This is a genomic window from Pedobacter westerhofensis (genome assembly GCF_900182595.1).
Taxonomy (GTDB): Bacteria; Bacteroidota; Bacteroidia; order Sphingobacteriales; family Sphingobacteriaceae; genus Pedobacter; species Pedobacter westerhofensis.
This window is the reverse complement of the sequence record NZ_FXTN01000002.1, coordinates 351775-367937: the sequence shown is the minus strand read 5'-3', so window position 1 is coordinate 367937 and position 16163 is coordinate 351775. Positions and strand designations below refer to the sequence as shown.

The following is a 16163-nucleotide window of genomic DNA, read 5'->3' as shown; positions in this document are numbered from 1 at the left end:
AGATAGCAATTTTATCTTCCTGTAAAGATGTCGGCAGTTATTTCCCCAGATTCGGATCTTTCTGTACCTCATTCAATGGAATCGGCCACAACAGATCTGATTCTGTAAATGCGCGGCTATGTAGCGGGGCCTTGTACCCAATCAGGTTTACAATGGTCTTCTGATCAACATCAAAAGCCTTACGGGTGCGCTGCATATCGTACCAGGTCTGAAATTCAAATGCCAGTTCCCAGTAGCGTTCTTTTAAAATATCATTGAGCTGCACACTGCTGGCAGCAACCGCGGCGGGAAAAGCCCGCTGATGTACTTTGTTATAAGCGGCCACAGCCACCGGATCTGAAGTACTGCTGCCGTTTGCGCTGGCACTTGCCTCAGCACAAATCAGTAAAATATCAGCATATCTGATCAGAGGAAAGTTGGAACCGTCCCTGCCGCTGATTTCTGCCTGGTCGTTCCAGTATTTATAAATGTATGGCATGGGCAATTTTATAATATTGGAGGCATTCCCGTACTGAGCATGCTGTGTATAATAATAATTCTGTTCTTTTATTCTCTGATCAGCCGGATCATATGAATTATAAAAAGATAACGCAGGTGCCATTGCGCCACTGTATGAAGGCTGGATGCTGATGGGCAGTTCAGGATATGGCATCAGCGAAAAATGCAGAATGTTGGAAATCGTTGTTTCATCATGCTGAATCATAAAAATATGTTCGCCAGCGTTGTAATTGGATGGATTACGCAAATCACTGTAATTTGTGAACAGGCTGAACTGGCCACTTTGAATGACCTCGCTGGCTTTATCGTAAGCTTTCTGGAAATAGGCCTGCCCTTTATTCAGCGGATAACCGGCCATGGTAATATAAACTTTAGACAGCAAAGATTTTATCGCTCCCTGCGAAACGTGCCCTGTTTTATCGGTCCATGGCAAGTTAGCCTTTTCGGCTGCACTAAGGTCAGCTACGATCTGATTGTAAATGTCTGCTATGGGAGCGCGTTCCAGCTGGGTGTTTTCCAAGCTTGTAGTGGGCTCTGTTTTCAGGGGTACCCTACCATATAATCTAACCAGCTGAAAGTAATAGTATGCCCGCAGAAAATACGCTTCGGCCAGGAAGTTATCCCTTTCAATAGCAGATACCACACTGGTTTTGCCCACATTGGCGATGATGCTGTTACAGTTTTCAATCGGGTAATAGCCGGCTGTCCACCAGGTCTGCAAAGCGGCATTCGCCTGGTCGATCCCCGTCAGCTGAATAAACTGGTTATCTTCATTTCCGCTTGGCCTTGGCCGCTGGCAATAACCTGTGATATACTCCAGGCTAAACACTGGGCTTACGGCTACACCAATGGTAGTCGTAAACGGACTGTTTAAGCCCAGGTAGGCACCATTTACTGCTGCCCTGATCTGTGCAGAATTGTTGTAATAATTATCAGGAGTTAAAACCCCGGTTGTTTTTTCTTCCAGAAACTTCTTACATGATGAACTCAGTGTAAGGATGATGATGAGGGAGAGATATATTTTTTTCATGGCTGACAGATTAAAAGTTGGCGTTAATACTCAGTGCGATGGTGCGGGGCTTAGGATATTGATATACATCTACCCCCTGGTTGAGCGAAGCATCAAAGGAAGTAGCTTCGGGATCATATCCTTTATACTTTGTAAAGAGAAAGGCATTCTCCACATTTACACCTACCGACAGATTGGACAGCTTGATCTTTTTCAGCAGATCTTTATTAAAGCGGTAGTTCAATGCGATGTTCCTTACGCGCAGGAATGAACCGTTTTCAATATAATGGCTGTCAGCCACCTCATTATCCGAAAATGAGTCCGTAGACAGGCGCAGCTGTGCAATGTTTGAATTTTGATTTTGCGGTGTATAAGCTCCGAGGATTTCGCTGTAGCTGTTTACATTAGGCGTAGACCCTGTCATGATAAACCTGGTAAGGTTGAGCAGTTTGTTGCCATACATCGCCTCAAGATCCACAAAGAGGGAGATATTTTTGTAGGTAAATGTATTGGTAAAGTTGCCTTCCCATTTTGGCATCGCATTACCCAGGTTGGTGCGGTCACCGGCATCTTTCATTCCGTTATTGTTCAGGTCTGCGTAGCGGACATCCCCCGGTTTCCTACCAAATTTAGCGGCTTCAGCAGCCTGGTCGGCAGTCCACACTCCTTCACGTACATAACCAAAAAATTCATTCAGGGGACCTCCTTCAATTATACGTCCGCCCCATGGATAAATGATATCGTGATTGATATCCAGGACTTTTGAGCGGTTGACAGAGAAATTTATACTGGAATTCCATTTAAAATCGCGGCCAACAATGTTTTGCGTATTCAGGGTAAGTTCCATCCCCCTGTTGCGTATAGAACCCAGGTTTTTATAAGCGCCACCATATCCAGTGGTTGCCGGCTGCTGTACAAAATAAATCAGGTCTTTTGTTACCTTGTTATAGTAATCGCCACTCAGTTCTATACGGCCGTTGAGAAAAGCGATATCAAGACCCAGATCCAGCTGTGCTGATTTCTCCCATTTTAAATCCGGATTACCAAAGCTGGAGAGCGTTACTGCTGCAGATTTTGTTTGATTAAAGATGGATTGGGTACTGTTGTAAAGCGATACTGTAGGATAATTTCCGATCTCCTGGTTACCTACCAGGCCGTAACTTCCCCTCAGTTTTAAATCGCTGATGACAGATTTCAAACCTTCAAAGAAACTCTCGTTGGATACACGCCAGCCCGCATTGAAAGCAGGGAAATAACCATAAAGATTGTCTCCGCGGAACTTAGAGCTTCCGTCAGCCCTGAACGAAGCACCAAACAGGTACTTGTTGTCAAAGTCGTAATTCACGCGGGAATAAAATGAATTGAGCTGGTTTTCGATCTGAGATGAGAAGGGTGTTTCAATCACTGTTCCTGCACCGAGGTTATTGTAGCTGAAGGTATTGTCGAAGAAATTTTCTGATCCTGCTTTTGTGGCAGAAGTAATATAATCATACCAGCTGGCACCCAGTATCGCATTCACATGGTGTTTCCCAAAGGTATTGTCATACGAGAAGTAGTCTTCATTGCTCCATACGGAGTTGAGCGTATTGGCACGCTGGGCAACTCCACCCTGCTGCTGGGATACGCCGAAAACATCGTTTCCGGCAAAATAATTCTCATAGTTTGAATTGAGCTGACCGCTGAAAGAACTCACAAAATTCAGATGTTTAGCCAGGTGAAAAGTGCCCACAATATTGCCAAGGGTAGAAATCCTGCCTGTTACATCTTTCACATTTTTGAGCAGTTTTACCGGATTTTCTGAATCTTCTTCACCAGGGTAGTCTCCTTTTCTGGAATATGTACCGTCAGCATACTGTACCGGCATAAAGGGCAAAAACTCATACATCTCTCTCACAGCATTCAGACCGAGGGTATTTCCTTCGATATTGTTCGATTGATAACCACCAACATTTAAGCTGGCTTTCAGGTTTAACCAGGGTTTTACATCCCAACCCACATTGATATAGCCATTGATCTGTTTCGCATAACTGTTGAGCATGATACCCTCATTATTTTTATAGGAGATATTGGCCAGTATGCTGAAGTCGTCCTTCCCTCCGGAAAACGTGAGTGAATGCTGATGTGAAATTGCGGTCTGGGTAGCTTCTTTTTGCCAGTCTGTATTGTACTTAGGCGTACCATCTGCATTGAACAGTTCATTTTTACGCGCAAAAGTGCTGGATGGGTCAAGATGAGGAGCTAATCTTCCCGGAACATAGTCATATTCTCTTCTGAGCATTTCCAGTGCACCGGGAGCATCAAGCAGATCTATCTCATGCTGCAGGGTACCAAAGCTCACTGTATTGTTAAAGGCGATATCTGAGGTATTTTTATTGCCTGTTTTGGTGGTAATCACAATTACGCCATTGGCTCCTCTGGATCCGTAGATGGCAGTTGAGCCCGCATCTTTGTATATATCTACCGAGGCAACAATGCTGGGATCAATTGAATTGGGATCTGCCCCCACTACACCATCTACCACATATAATGGCGAATTTGATGAATTGATGGAGCCCGTACCCCTGATTTTCACTGCGGGATTACCCCCCGGCTTTCCGGAATTGGTCATGATGTTCACGCCTGCAGCTTTACCCGCCAGCCCCTGCAAAACATTTAAGGTCGTGGGCCTTTCAGTAATAGCATCACCTTTAACAGAACTGATTGCGGTGGTAAGGTTTGCCTTTTTTGAAGTACCATAACCAACCACAACAACTTCGGATAATACTTTATTGTTAGGCTGCAACTGTACTTTTAAGGCAGTTGCCGATGCTGTGACTTCCCGGAGTTCGTAGCCCGTGTAACTGATCTGCAGAACGGCTCCCGCATCAGGAACATTCAGGCTGAAATTACCATTGGTATCAGTAACCGTACCCGCTGCAGCATTTTTGAGTTTAACGGAGGCTCCCGGCAAAGGCTGGCCCTTTTCATCCGTTACTGTTCCCTTTACGGTGATATCCGCTACTGCGATTATCCTGAAACTGAATTTAGTCTTGCTGTCATTTCTGGAGATACTGTAGGCCGGAGCAGCGGCAGTACATACCAGCAGAAGCCCAAACACACAATGATACGAAAAAAGCGAAACAGGACTCAACCCTGCTTTTTTTGTGTAAAGCTGTACTTTCATAGTTTATAATTTGGTTATATAAGATATCGATTTAGCAACCTCTCCAAAAAATAGTCTCATTTTAGACATTAGAGACTATAGGCTATTGAAGAATTATAAATCGGTTTAGCAAAAATATAAGAATATATTTCAATTACAAATTTTTAAGCTTTTTTTATCTAGGGAACATTACAGCATAAAATGGTTATTACCAGCTTTCAATGGATATTGCCTGGCTTTCCAAACCAGTATACCGTCAGTACCGCCTGGCAAGCTGACGGCGATATTCCATTTTCCTTTTTCCAATATATAATTTACCGTGATTTTGCCGTCAGGATGAGGCATCTCCCCGCTGATCTTTTTGATGCTGCCCAGATGAGGCTCTACTTTGATTTTCCTGAATCCCGGAGCATAGCTGTCAATGCCCAGCAACGTCCTGAAAAACTCAATATTTGGGCTTGCTCCCCATGCGTGGCAATCAGAACGGGAAGAATTGATATCAGAGTATTCTGCCCAGGTGGTAAGGCCCATCGCTATGTTCTGGCGGTATACGGCCAGCCAATTAAGATAATCATCCCCCAGGCCTGCTTTAACCAGGGCCTGGTTCAAATAATACTTAAAATATACTGAACATTGTGTGAGACTTGTATCGGAGAGCATCTTCCGGGCAATTTTCAGCTTTTCTGTACCCTGCGCAACGCCGGAAAGGATAGCCAGGGAATTTACATGCTGCGAGAATCCTGTTTTCTCTTTTGTATCTGCAAAAAGATTTTTGCCCTGGTCCCAATATTTACGTCTTATCGTATGCTTTAGCTGGGCAGCTTTCTTAGTGTATAGGCGGGCATAATCCTGTATACCTGTTTTGGCTTCCATTTCTGCCGCCCACTGGTAAGCCATCAGGAGCTGAAGATCATAGATCGCGGCGCTCCCGTCTTTGCCTTTTACCTCGCCCCACATATTGCCTGCCCAGTCTACAAAAGCCCAGTACGGCGTATCTTTTAACGAACCGTCTGCCTGCTGGTACTTACTAAAAAAATCCAGCACTCCCCGCTCCCCCTGTAGTTTGTTCTTTATAAAAGTGTTATCCCCCCTGTACATCCAGTAATCGTGGAGCATTCCAATGTACCACAAGGAGAATGTAGATATTACCTGTGTACCTTTTGAGGGGTAACAGCTGTGAGTTACACCTTCGGGCAATCGCGAATGGTCAATCTGATTAAGTGCATTGCGCGCCAGGCGGATATCATCGGTATTATAGTAGGATACCAGCGCCTGAATACGGGTATCACCAATGTACTGCAGCTGTTCATAGTATGGGCAATCTGTATACGTTTCCCATGCGTTCAATCTTGCTGTACGCCAGCCAATGTCAAGCAGCTGGTTGATTTCCGGATACCCGGAACTGATTGATGCCCTTCGTTTAAAGGGATATCCCGTAAAAGTACCATAAAGATCGTCGATCACCAGCGGATCATTTTCCGTATGGATAAAAATCCTGATATACCGGTATGTGCGAAAATTCAGCGTGGTAAAACGCTGATCTTTGCTTCCATCACTAATTAGGCTGTCTATTCTGCCAATAAATTCTTTTCCTGCTACCGAATCGCGGTTTCCCTTCCGGGTTCCTTTAGTGTTTTTTTCATACAGGGATTCTGCATATCCAATGGAAATTCCTGCATTTTTTCCAGTGCTAAAATTTAAGGTCAGATAGGCATTGGTGAGAAAGGTCTGATCAAGGAGTATGGAGGCCGTTGTATGCGCGGGAACGGTTATGGCAGCTTTTGCTGCAGGAAAGTTAGCAGGGATGACAAGCCCTTCAGCACGACGAAGCTTTATGAGGCGCTGATACGTCATCTCCCTTGCCGGAAGTGAAGAAGGCACCAATGCCCAGTCCACACCCCAGGCTGTACCCTTTATTTTTCCGTCGGCGATTTTTACAGCGTCCGGCCATTTCGTGTCATCAAATTCAAGGCTGGTCCAGTTGGAGTTGACTGCAACATTCATATCTACCATTTCGCCTTTACTGGCGGCGAAAAAATAGCCCGGAACAGGGAAACGCCCCGGATCCCGGAAGCACTTCCAGCTGCTGTTTGTATTTAATATTTCCTCCGCCGCAGCATTCCCCTGTATGATCAGGCCGGTCCGTACACTGATCTGTGCTTCAGGACGGTCCTCAGCTTCGTTCCAGACCAGGGCGGCTACAATATTTTTTCCTTTGGCAAGATACGGGGCAATATCTACGGTCTCGTAATTCCAATAGTAGCTATCGCCCCTGGCAGGCCCCAGAGAGACCAGTTTGTTGTTCACATAGAGCTTGTAGCGGTTATCGGCAGAGATATGAACCACAAACTGATGCGGTTGATCTTTTACCTCAAGGCTTTTGCGAAAGTTAAATACGCCATACGACTTGCCATTATCTCCCGGTACCGATATCCATTGAGCATTCCACTGTTTTGGTGCGATGACTGCAGCCATGATCTGCTGTGGAGGAACAATTGGCAAAAGGCCAGCAACAATTGCTAAAAGCGTATAGAAAGTTTTCATCACGAATACATTTGGTAAAACAATTATACGATATAATATCGATCAGGCAAAAAGAAATCGGTTTAGCAAAAAATAGATATGTCATAATGTATCGCAGAAATCCTGATGATGTATCGTAGAAATCCTGATCCTTCGGTTGCTTTTTATCAGGTACTATTTCATATCTTAGAACTAAAATGGGATTTGCGCTATGAGAAAAACAGGATACTTACTACTTCTTCTGACCATGATCGTCATATTCAGCTTCTCCTTCACAAACCACAGGGACTCAAATCCCGCATCTGATGGCTTTCAGATTGATACCGTAGCGGAAAACCTCAGGGTTCCATGGCAGATTGTTTTCCTGCCCGATAAAAGCATCCTTTTCACGGAAAGAGAAGGCCGTGTCAGGATCATCAGGAACAACAAGCTGATCTCCAGACCCGTTTTCAATCTTAATGATGTGGTACTCAGAAATAAAACCGGTGCGCTCGGGCTTTGCTTACATCCCCGGTTCAGCATCAACAGACAGGTCTACCTGGCCAGTAATTACCTGCTCGAAAACAGTATGAAGCTCCGTATTGTAAGATATGAGTTACGCAATGATACCCTGACCAATCCGCTGACAATATTGAAAGACATCCCCGCGAACCAGAACCATACGGGATGCAGACTGGTATTTGGCCCCGACAAAAAGCTGTACATCACCACAGGAGACGCCGATCAGGCGATACTTGCGCAGGACCTGAAAGCTTACAATGGAAAGATTTTGCGTGTGAATGCTGATGGCAGTGTTCCGGGAGACAATCCATTTTTCAACAATGATACTGCCCGCAAAGAGATTTGGTCTTACGGACACAGGAATCCGCAGGGAATAGCTTTCCAGCCAGGTACGGGGCTGCTATATGAATCGGAGCACGGACCAACGGGCGGCGATGAGGTCAACCTGATCAGAAAAGGTGCAAACTACGGATGGCCGGGAGTTCACCACGATGACAGGCAAGCCGGTATGGAATCCCCTTTGGTATAGTATACACCATCTATCGGCCCGGGAGAAGTCATGTTTTACAATGGATCGCAGTTTCCGCAGCTAAAGGGCAAACTGATGATCGCCTGTCTCCGCGGAGAATCGATACTGGATTTAACGGTCAGGAACCAGCAGATCAGTAATCAGGTGCTGCTGCTCAAAAATAAATATGGAAGAATCAGATCGCTGGTGACAGGTCCTGATGGATATATTTATTTCTCTACCTCTATGCATGATCCGGGAGAAGGCCATCCGCGTGATGCCCATGATGACATGATTTTGCGCATGCGGCCCTCCGGTAAAATGCTGCTGACAACGCAGAAGGTACCACTGGCGTCCAGGCAGACTAAAAGACCTACTTCTGTTGCGGCGATCTATCAGCAACTTTGTGCCTCCTGTCATGGTGATCAATTGCAGGGCACAGCTACGGCCAAAGGATTTGTGAAGAATGCCTTTTTACATGGAGGGGATAAAAGATCAATTGTAAAAAATATAACCGGGGGTATCATAGAAAAGGGAATGCCCGCCTGGAACGGTGCGATCAGCAAACAGGAAATTGATCAGCTTGCAGATTTCATTCTTGCCAGAGCGCAGAAATAGTTTCTGACATGCTGAAATCAGATTTAATCCCAAAAACCATCGAAATAAACTCAACATTACACAAATATGTTTGAACGTACTCTGGCAAAAAAAAGGTAATGCCTATATTTGCAGGGTCTGATGATGAAAATATTGAGGAAAAACTTATTTAAAACCGCTTTTGGTATCATACTGCTCAGTATTATGCTTTTAAAAGTGTGCGCCCTCTCAGTTTCTCATCTGAAATCATGTTCCGATCCCTTTGCTGTAGAAAAGAATGCAGAAGAAGGAAAAGATACCAAGGAAGAAGCATTTGATAAGAATGAGAAAAAAATGCTGTCCTGCGAATTTATCTATCTGGACCAGGGACATCTGTTATGGATCAGCCACCTGCCGCTTAGCAGGTATTCTTATATCATGCAAATTGGCAGCCATCCCGTTAAATCGGTTCCTACGCCCCCACCCGATCTGTTTGTATAAATTTTAGAGTCCTGCGCAAAATGTAGGATACCAATCAATCAAAATTTATCAAAATACTTTTTTTCAGGATGAAGAATCACCATGCTGCCGGCGCTCCAACGCCCTGGCAAAGGCTCGTACGCATATTATATTATGAGCGTTCCACTATAAACTATATTTACATCTACGCGATGCTCATTGGCTTAATCGGTTTAACACTCCCTTTAGGTACCAGTGCAGTTTTCAATTTACTATCTAACGGCGCAATGTACAGTTCAACGTACATTCTTATTGCCGTTATTTTGATTGGGATCATCAGCGGCGGACTGCTGCTGATCGGACAGCTCACCCTGGTAGAGGTCATCGAACAAAAAATATTTACCAAAGCTGCGCTTGAGTTTGCTTTTCGCTTGCCGCGCATCAAAAGACAAGCACTGGAAGGGGAAAATCCGGCAGAGCTGGTCAACCGCTTCTTTGATATCCTCACTATTCAAAAGGGACTGACCAAATTGCTCGTTGATATTGTCGCTGCAGCAGTACTGATATTTTTCAGCGTGATCCTCTTATCATTTTATCACCCTGTGTTTATGGCCTTTGGGATTTTTGTCATCCTGGTGATTGTACTGGTTGTGGTTTTATATTACAGGCAAGGTGTGAATACGAGCATCGAAGAGTCCGAATACAAGTATGAAGTAGTAGCTTATCTCGAAGAGGTAGCTTCTGATCTTGACAAGTACAGGCATGATGCTGTCAAATGCCAGGAAGTGCTTAACCGTACCGATGAGATTACAGCAAATTACATCCAGGCGCGAAATGATCACTTCAGCATCCTGAAGCGGTTTTTTGTGAGCGCTGTGGCGATGAGGACGATCCTTATGGGCGCACTGCTCCTGATGGGTTCCTACTTTGTGGTAGAGCGCCAGATGACCTTCGGTCAGTTTGTAGCGGCCGAAGTAATTATCGTACAGATCAGCTATGCGATAGAAAAACTGATGACTAATTTAAATACTGTTTTTGATATGGTCACCGGCAGCGAGAAGCTTGCCGTAGTCACCGATCTTGAACTTGAAGAGGGAGAAACGACACATGGCTAAGATGACAAACAATTTAGCTCAGATTAAAAACTGGGAAGAGATGTCCCTGCAGTCCAACGCCAAAATTCTGCAGGCGAAAGGACCAAAATTACTGGGCCGCATTATGCTGTTTCTGCTATTCCTGTTCCTTATCCTGTTGTTGCTCCCCTGGCGGCAAACGATCCCCGGCCGCGGTACAGTAACTGCACTGAGACCGGAAGACAGGCCACAAACCGTACAAAACCAGATCGGCGGACGTATAGAGCGCTGGGCCGTGCGCGAGGGCCAGGAGGTTAAAAAGGGCGATACTATTTTAGTGATTTCAGAAACCAGCCAGTCATACTTCGATCCGGAACTTCCTACGCGGCTGAACGAACAGCTGGATGCCAAACGCGGTAGTGAAAGTGCGGCAGCACAGAAGATGGACGCTACAAATTCGCAGATCAGGGCAATGAGCAACGGCCTGCGTTATCAGCTCAGTGCAGCGGAAAACAAGGTGAAGCAGGCACAGAACTATGTACGCATAGACAGTGCAGACCTGATTGCGGTGGAGAAATATTATGAAACAACCAAGGTGCGTTTGGAGCGTTATGAGGCGGGCTATAAAAATGGGCTCTTCTCGCTGACCGACATCGAAACACGCAGGCTTAAGCTACAGGAAGACAATGCCAAAGTTATCGGACAGCAAAACAAACTGAGCACATCCAGACAAAATTTGCTGAACTCCAGCATTGAGCTGGATAACATCAGGGCCAAATACCAGGAATCACTGGCCAAGGCACAGTCTGATATGAGCTCGGCCATTTCAAGCAGGTCAAGTGCTCAGGGCGAGATCGCGAAACTGAGGAACGACATTTCGAATATCACTATCAGGCGCGGACTCTATATCGTGAGGGCACCGCAGAGCGGATATGTAGTAAAAACCATGAAAGCCGGTATCGGGGAAAACATCAAGGAAGGCGAATCTGTGGCTACCTTGCAGCCAAAATCGCCTATGGTAGCAGCAGAATTATATGTCAGTGCCATGGATGTACCGCTGATCTTAGATACCAGTGACGTGAGGATACAGTTTGAAGGCTGGCCTTCAGTACAGTTTTCGGGATGGCCATCCGTTGCCGTAGGGACGTTTGCAGGAAAGATCTTTGCGATCGACCGGGTAAGCAGCAGCGGCGGAAAATACCGTGTACTGATTAGCCAGGCTAATCCTGTTCCTTCAAAAGATGAGCCCTGGCCACCCCAGTTGCGACAGGGATCCGGAGTATACGGGCGTATCATTTTAAGATCAGTACCCTTATGGTATGAAATCTGGCGCCAGCTCAACGGCTTCCCGCCAAGCCTTGACAAAGAGCCCGCAGCCGAGGGTAAAAGTAAAAAAGATTAAATATGAAGGTCATCAAGATTAATATGGAGGTCATCAGATGAAGATAAAGTTCAGGAGATTTCCTGCCACAGGCATACTCATATTGCTCCTGCTGATTACATTCAGGAGCATTGCGCAAAAAAGCCCGGGACTACGCAAAAGGACTACAGATCAATACAATAAAACGACTGGTAAAACTTTTGTAAGCAATACCAGTACCCAAAATAATCCTGGTCCAACCGCAGCTGTAATGGATACCAGTAAAGTATTTGCACTTGAAGACCTGCAGTTACTGGTGTTCAGGTACCATCCTGTCGTTAAACAGGCTGCACTGCTCAGCGAGTCTGCAAGGGCTAATGTCCTGCAGTCCCTGGGATATTTTGACCCGGCGTTAAAGGCTGGCTTTGGCCGTAAGCTTTTTGGCCATACAGAATATTACAACCACTGGAACAGTGAATTAAAGATCCCTTTATGGCTTGCCGGTGCAGATTTAAAAGTAGGGTACGACCGCAATGTGGGCACCTATAACAATCCGGAAACCCGCACACCACATTCAGGCTTGTCGGCCGTAGGATTAAGCATCCCGCTTGGACAGGGTTTGATCATTGATTCGCGGCGCAATACCTTACGACAATCGAAAATCATGGTACAATATGCAGAGGCCGAGCAGTTGAAACAAATCAACAGCACCTGGTACGCGGTAGTCAAAGACTACTGGGGCTGGTATTATGCCCACAGGCAGTATGCGTTGGTTACAGAAGGTGTGGAACTTGCCGAGCGCAGGTTCAGGGCACTGAGCAGGCAGACCACGATCGGTGATAAACCGGTTATCGACTCTGTGGAAGCTTATATTACCGTACAGGAGCGTATCATTCAGAAAGAAAAAGCGAAGATTGAGCTGCAGAACGCAAGGCTGGTATTATCCAACCACCTCTGGAGCGCAGAAGGGAACCCACTTGAGCTGCCTGCAGATGCCGCGCCCCAGGAAATAGCGGAGAACATCTCTAAGCCGCAGCAAACGGTATTGGATACGTTAATTGGACAGGCTTCGGGCCAGCATCCTGAACTCCTGAAATTACGCAGCAAAGGTGCACAGCTGGCTGTTGAACGGAGTTACCGTCAGGAAATGCTCAAACCTAAACTGAACGTGAGCGGATCACTGATTTCAGGGCGTACAAACTTCGGCGCTTATTCTCCGGACTATTATGATTTTAACTGGAGCAACTACAAGGTGGGCGTTGAATTTGCCTTTCCGCTGTTCCTGAGAGCAGAGCGGGGTAAACTGAAGGAAGTAAAAATCAAACAGAGAGAACTGGATTATGACCTGCAGCAAACGGGACGCGAAATCAGGAACAACATCCTGGCTTCCTATAACGATCTCTCTGCCTACTCCGCACAGCTGGATGTACAACTGAAGAGTATCAGCAATCAGCAGATCCTGCTCAAGGGAGAAACACAGAAATTTGATCTGGGAGAAAGCACCCTCTTTCTGATCAACAGCCGGGAGTCAAAACTGATCGACATGAAGATCAAGCGGGAAAGTATGATATCCAGTTATCAGAAAACACTTGCAGAACTATATTACAAAGCCGGAACTCGCCAGGACGCTACCCTATACTAACCAAATATATTGCTTATCACTGAAACCCTGCCCCTCTCCGGATGTGCAGGGTTCAGTGTTTTTACGAGAATCTGCCTGCACGCTGGATGCGCTTCTTCATCAGTTGCTTCAGTTATCATTTGCTTCAGTTATCAGTTAAAAGACTGCCTGAATTCAACCGGTGTCTGGTTCGTTTTGTTCTTAAACAGTTTGTTGAAAGACTGAGGGTAATCAAAGCCGAGCATATAAGCAATTTCAGCAACCGAAAGCGCACTGGTTGACAGCATATCTTTGGCATGTTCAATGAGTTTGTCGTGGATGATCTGCTGCGCCGTTTGCCCGGTAAGCTGCTTGAGACAATCACTCAGATATTTCACTGACAAGTTGAGTTGACTTGCTAAAAATGTGGCCGTAGGCAAACCTTCGTGATCAGGATGGGTAAACCAGATATTTAACACATTTTCAACCTTATTCATCAGTTCGCTGTTACTGGCTTTCCTGGTGATAAACTGCCGGTGATAATACCGGTTACAATACGTAAGCAGGAGTTCGATATTAGAGATCACTACATCCTGGCTAAAAGTATCAATCGGTAAATTGTATTCTTTCTCAATCTGCAGAAAGATAGTTTCGATAGCATTTTCCTCATCCGCCGAAAGAATCAGCGCTTCGCTGACAGCATATTCAAAAAACGCATAGTCTTTCATTTTTTTTCCGAGACTTGATGTCCTGATGAAATCAGGATGAACATTGAGCAGCCAGCCAGACCGTGCCAGAACTTCTCCGGGCTCAAGGATGCTCACTTGTCTTGGTGCAAAAAAGGACATTACACCCTCATCAAAATCGTAAATCGTCTGACCGTATTGCAGCTTGCCGGGACAATCTTTTTTTAATACAATCTGATAAAAATTTGTACTCAGGCGCAGGCGTTCGCTGAGAGAAACCTGCTTAATATGTTCAAAACGCTGAATGCTGAAAAGAGGATGTTTTGGTTTTTCGATCCCCAGCAACTGGTGACTTTTAGCTATGGTTTCTACCCTCACTGTTTGAATATGATCCTTTTGCATGACTAAAGATACTTATTGTTATACATTCATTTTTTTTCTTTTGCTGTTCGCAAACATGCGGGCTACCATTGCATTCGGCAGTATTCCCAGTATGTTCGCAAAAAAAGCGTTGAGCAGACCCGATACATGGAAGGTTTTCTTTTTTTGCCAGGCCTCAACCATTTCTTTGGCCACCTGTTGCGGAGTCTGAGTATAAGCGCCTGCGGTTAGCGTTTTGCCCCAGGCGTTATCATTGCCGGGAGAATTCATGAAATCTGTAGAGGTAAAACCGGGAGAAAATAACATAACATTTATTCCCTGTGGTTTACATTCTTCAGTCAATGCTTCTGTAAAAGAGCGTACAAAAACCTTTGATGCAGCATATACTGACATGTACGGGCTGGGAAAAAAAGCAGCCAGCGAGGCGACATTGATAATACTCCCCTCCTTACGCTGTACCATATCAGGCAGGAACAGGTGACAAAGTGCTACCATTGAGGCATTGTTCAGTTGCAGCATCGCGAGCTCTGCTTCAAGATTATTTTTAATAAACTCCCCGCTGGAACCAATCCCGGCGTTGTTGACCAGCACATTTACCAGAAGATTTCTCATTCTAGTTTCATCAAAAACAACTCTTGCTGCGTCTGCTTTGCTTAGATCTGCTGCAATATACTGAGCCGTAATGCCATAACGTTCGGATAAGACCTCGCATAAAGCTTTCAACTTTTGAGTGTTGCGTGCAACCAGCAACAGATTGTGTTTTTTAGCTGCGAGCTGACAGGCCAGTGCTTCTCCAATTCCGCCAGAAGCTCCTGTGATCAATGTTACTTTCATATCCTTTATTTTATGAAAGCAAAGGTTGGCAGGAAAAGAGCAGTAAAGGTGTTCAAATGTCCGTTTGTTGTGTTTAAATATCGTCTTTTGAAATATGCTTTTAGCGTTCATTTTCCATGAAAACACTATCTTGTGGGATGATGTCAAGCAGCCGGTCCACACATTTTTTCCTCTGCATTTGCAGTGCAGCGCTTATTTTGCAGTTGTCTGCTTCAGTATGCTATGGACAAAATCATGTGAAAGACCTTGTATATAAGAAAATTGACACGACCGAATTACATCTCAAAGTATTTTATCCAAACACTTACACTGCAGGCAAATCATATCCATCTATTGTCTTCTTCTTCGGCGGTGGCTGGATCACGGGCTCATTGAGCCAGTTTCAGGAACACGCAAAATATCTCGCTTCCAGGGGGATGATCGGCATAACAGCGGATTACCGGTATCAGAAACGCGATCATACTACACCCTTCGAAGCCATAGCAGACGGCAGGTCGGCCATACGCTATTTGAGACAGCACGCCCGCGAATTGGGTATCGATCCGCATAAACTGGCGGCCGGTGGTGGTTCTGCAGGCGGACAAATTGCTGCTGCTGCAGATCTTACTTCCGATCATAACCAGAATGAAGATCTGGCGATCAGCTCCAGGCCAGATGCCCTCGTGCTGTTCAATCCTGTATTTAATAACGGGCCAGGTAATTACGGGTATGACCGGATCGGAGGCCGCTACAAAGAAGTATCTCCTTTTCACAATATCAAACCGGGTGCTGCGCCTGCAATAGTTTTCTTTGGCACAAAAGATCAGCTGGTTGCTGTGGATACCGCCCGGGCATATCAGGAAGTGATGAAAAAGAATGGCAACAGGTGTGATTTATTTTTCTATGAAGGACAAGTGCATGGATTTTTCAACTACAGGCCGGCCGGTGATAGTTATTATTACCTGCTGACCCTTTCAAAAGCCACATCGTTCCTGAAATCGCTGGGATATATCAATTAAATGATCTTATTTACA

General features: G+C 45.4%; 11 protein-coding genes and 1 pseudogene. 7 read left to right on the top strand and 5 right to left on the bottom strand.

Features of this window, described 5'->3' with window-relative positions:
- Window positions 1–37: 37 nt before the first annotated feature.
- From FN831_RS04330 to FN831_RS04320, 3 genes are all read right to left on the bottom strand, one after another.
- Window positions 38–1528, bottom strand: coding sequence for a RagB/SusD family nutrient uptake outer membrane protein (locus FN831_RS04330; protein ID WP_142526987.1), 1491 nt, complete (start codon window positions 1526–1528; stop codon window positions 38–40).
- A 10-nt stretch (window positions 1529–1538) separates the two neighbouring features.
- Window positions 1539–4670, bottom strand: coding sequence for a SusC/RagA family TonB-linked outer membrane protein (locus FN831_RS04325; RefSeq protein WP_142526986.1), 3132 nt, complete (start codon window positions 4668–4670; stop codon window positions 1539–1541).
- A gap of 168 nt (window positions 4671–4838) precedes the next feature.
- Complete coding sequence (locus tag FN831_RS04320) at window positions 4839–7193, bottom strand: alpha-L-rhamnosidase-related protein (RefSeq protein ID WP_142526985.1); 2355 nt, start codon at window positions 7191–7193, stop codon at window positions 4839–4841.
- Between the two features lie 190 nt (window positions 7194–7383).
- Here FN831_RS04320 and FN831_RS04315 point away from each other — a divergent pair.
- From FN831_RS04315 to FN831_RS04290, 6 genes and pseudogenes are all read left to right on the top strand, one after another.
- Window positions 7384–8418 (top strand): annotated as a pseudogene (locus FN831_RS04315) (PQQ-dependent sugar dehydrogenase); the annotation flags it as partial.
- Between the two features lie 9 nt (window positions 8419–8427).
- Complete coding sequence (locus tag FN831_RS28055; protein WP_317132076.1) at window positions 8428–8799, top strand: c-type cytochrome; 372 nt, start codon at window positions 8428–8430, stop codon at window positions 8797–8799.
- Window positions 8800–8919: 120 nt separating this feature from the next.
- Window positions 8920–9258 carry a hypothetical protein gene (locus tag FN831_RS04305; RefSeq protein ID WP_142526982.1) on the top strand — a complete coding sequence of 113 codons (339 nt, stop codon included), beginning with the start codon at window positions 8920–8922 and terminating at the stop codon, window positions 9256–9258.
- 68 nt (window positions 9259–9326) lie between these two features.
- Window positions 9327–10331, top strand: a complete 1005-nt coding sequence (locus tag FN831_RS04300) for an ABC transporter transmembrane domain-containing protein (protein ID WP_142526981.1) — start codon at window positions 9327–9329, stop codon at window positions 10329–10331.
- Between the two features lies 1 nt (window position 10332).
- Complete coding sequence (locus tag FN831_RS04295; RefSeq protein ID WP_246101335.1) at window positions 10333–11691, top strand: HlyD family secretion protein; 1359 nt, start codon at window positions 10333–10335, stop codon at window positions 11689–11691.
- Between the two features lie 37 nt (window positions 11692–11728).
- Complete coding sequence (locus FN831_RS04290) at window positions 11729–13291, top strand: TolC family protein (RefSeq protein WP_246101333.1); 1563 nt, start codon at window positions 11729–11731, stop codon at window positions 13289–13291.
- Between the two features lie 131 nt (window positions 13292–13422).
- Here FN831_RS04290 and FN831_RS04285 read toward each other — a convergent pair whose 3' ends face one another.
- Both FN831_RS04285 and FN831_RS04280 read right to left on the bottom strand, forming a co-directional pair.
- Window positions 13423–14337: a helix-turn-helix domain-containing protein gene (locus FN831_RS04285; protein WP_142526979.1), complete on the bottom strand. Its 915-nt coding sequence runs from the start codon at window positions 14335–14337 to the stop codon at window positions 13423–13425.
- An 18-nt stretch (window positions 14338–14355) separates the two neighbouring features.
- Window positions 14356–15150, bottom strand: coding sequence for an SDR family NAD(P)-dependent oxidoreductase (locus FN831_RS04280; RefSeq protein ID WP_185960379.1), 795 nt, complete (start codon window positions 15148–15150; stop codon window positions 14356–14358).
- Between the two features lie 236 nt (window positions 15151–15386).
- Between FN831_RS04280 and FN831_RS04275 the strand changes: the two genes are divergently transcribed.
- Window positions 15387–16148: an alpha/beta hydrolase gene (locus tag FN831_RS04275; RefSeq protein ID WP_221931263.1), complete on the top strand. Its 762-nt coding sequence runs from the start codon at window positions 15387–15389 to the stop codon at window positions 16146–16148.
- Window positions 16149–16163 lie beyond the last annotated feature (15 nt).

Coding starts and splice junctions, on each gene's coding strand:
- FN831_RS04300 (WP_142526981.1), top strand. CDS start 9,327: ATGAAGAATCACCATGCTGCCGGCGCTCCAACGCCCTGGCAAAGGCTC.
- FN831_RS28055 (WP_317132076.1), top strand. CDS start 8,428: ATGCATGATCCGGGAGAAGGCCATCCGCGTGATGCCCATGATGACATG.
- FN831_RS04325 (WP_142526986.1), bottom strand. CDS start 4,670: ATGAAAGTACAGCTTTACACAAAAAAAGCAGGGTTGAGTCCTGTTTCG.
- FN831_RS04290 (WP_246101333.1), top strand. CDS start 11,729: ATGAAGATAAAGTTCAGGAGATTTCCTGCCACAGGCATACTCATATTG.
- FN831_RS04280 (WP_185960379.1), bottom strand. CDS start 15,150: ATGAAAGTAACATTGATCACAGGAGCTTCTGGCGGAATTGGAGAAGCA.
- FN831_RS04305 (WP_142526982.1), top strand. CDS start 8,920: ATGATGAAAATATTGAGGAAAAACTTATTTAAAACCGCTTTTGGTATC.
- FN831_RS04285 (WP_142526979.1), bottom strand. CDS start 14,337: ATGCAAAAGGATCATATTCAAACAGTGAGGGTAGAAACCATAGCTAAA.
- FN831_RS04330 (WP_142526987.1), bottom strand. CDS start 1,528: ATGAAAAAAATATATCTCTCCCTCATCATCATCCTTACACTGAGTTCA.
- FN831_RS04320 (WP_142526985.1), bottom strand. CDS start 7,193: ATGAAAACTTTCTATACGCTTTTAGCAATTGTTGCTGGCCTTTTGCCA.
- FN831_RS04295 (WP_246101335.1), top strand. CDS start 10,333: ATGACAAACAATTTAGCTCAGATTAAAAACTGGGAAGAGATGTCCCTG.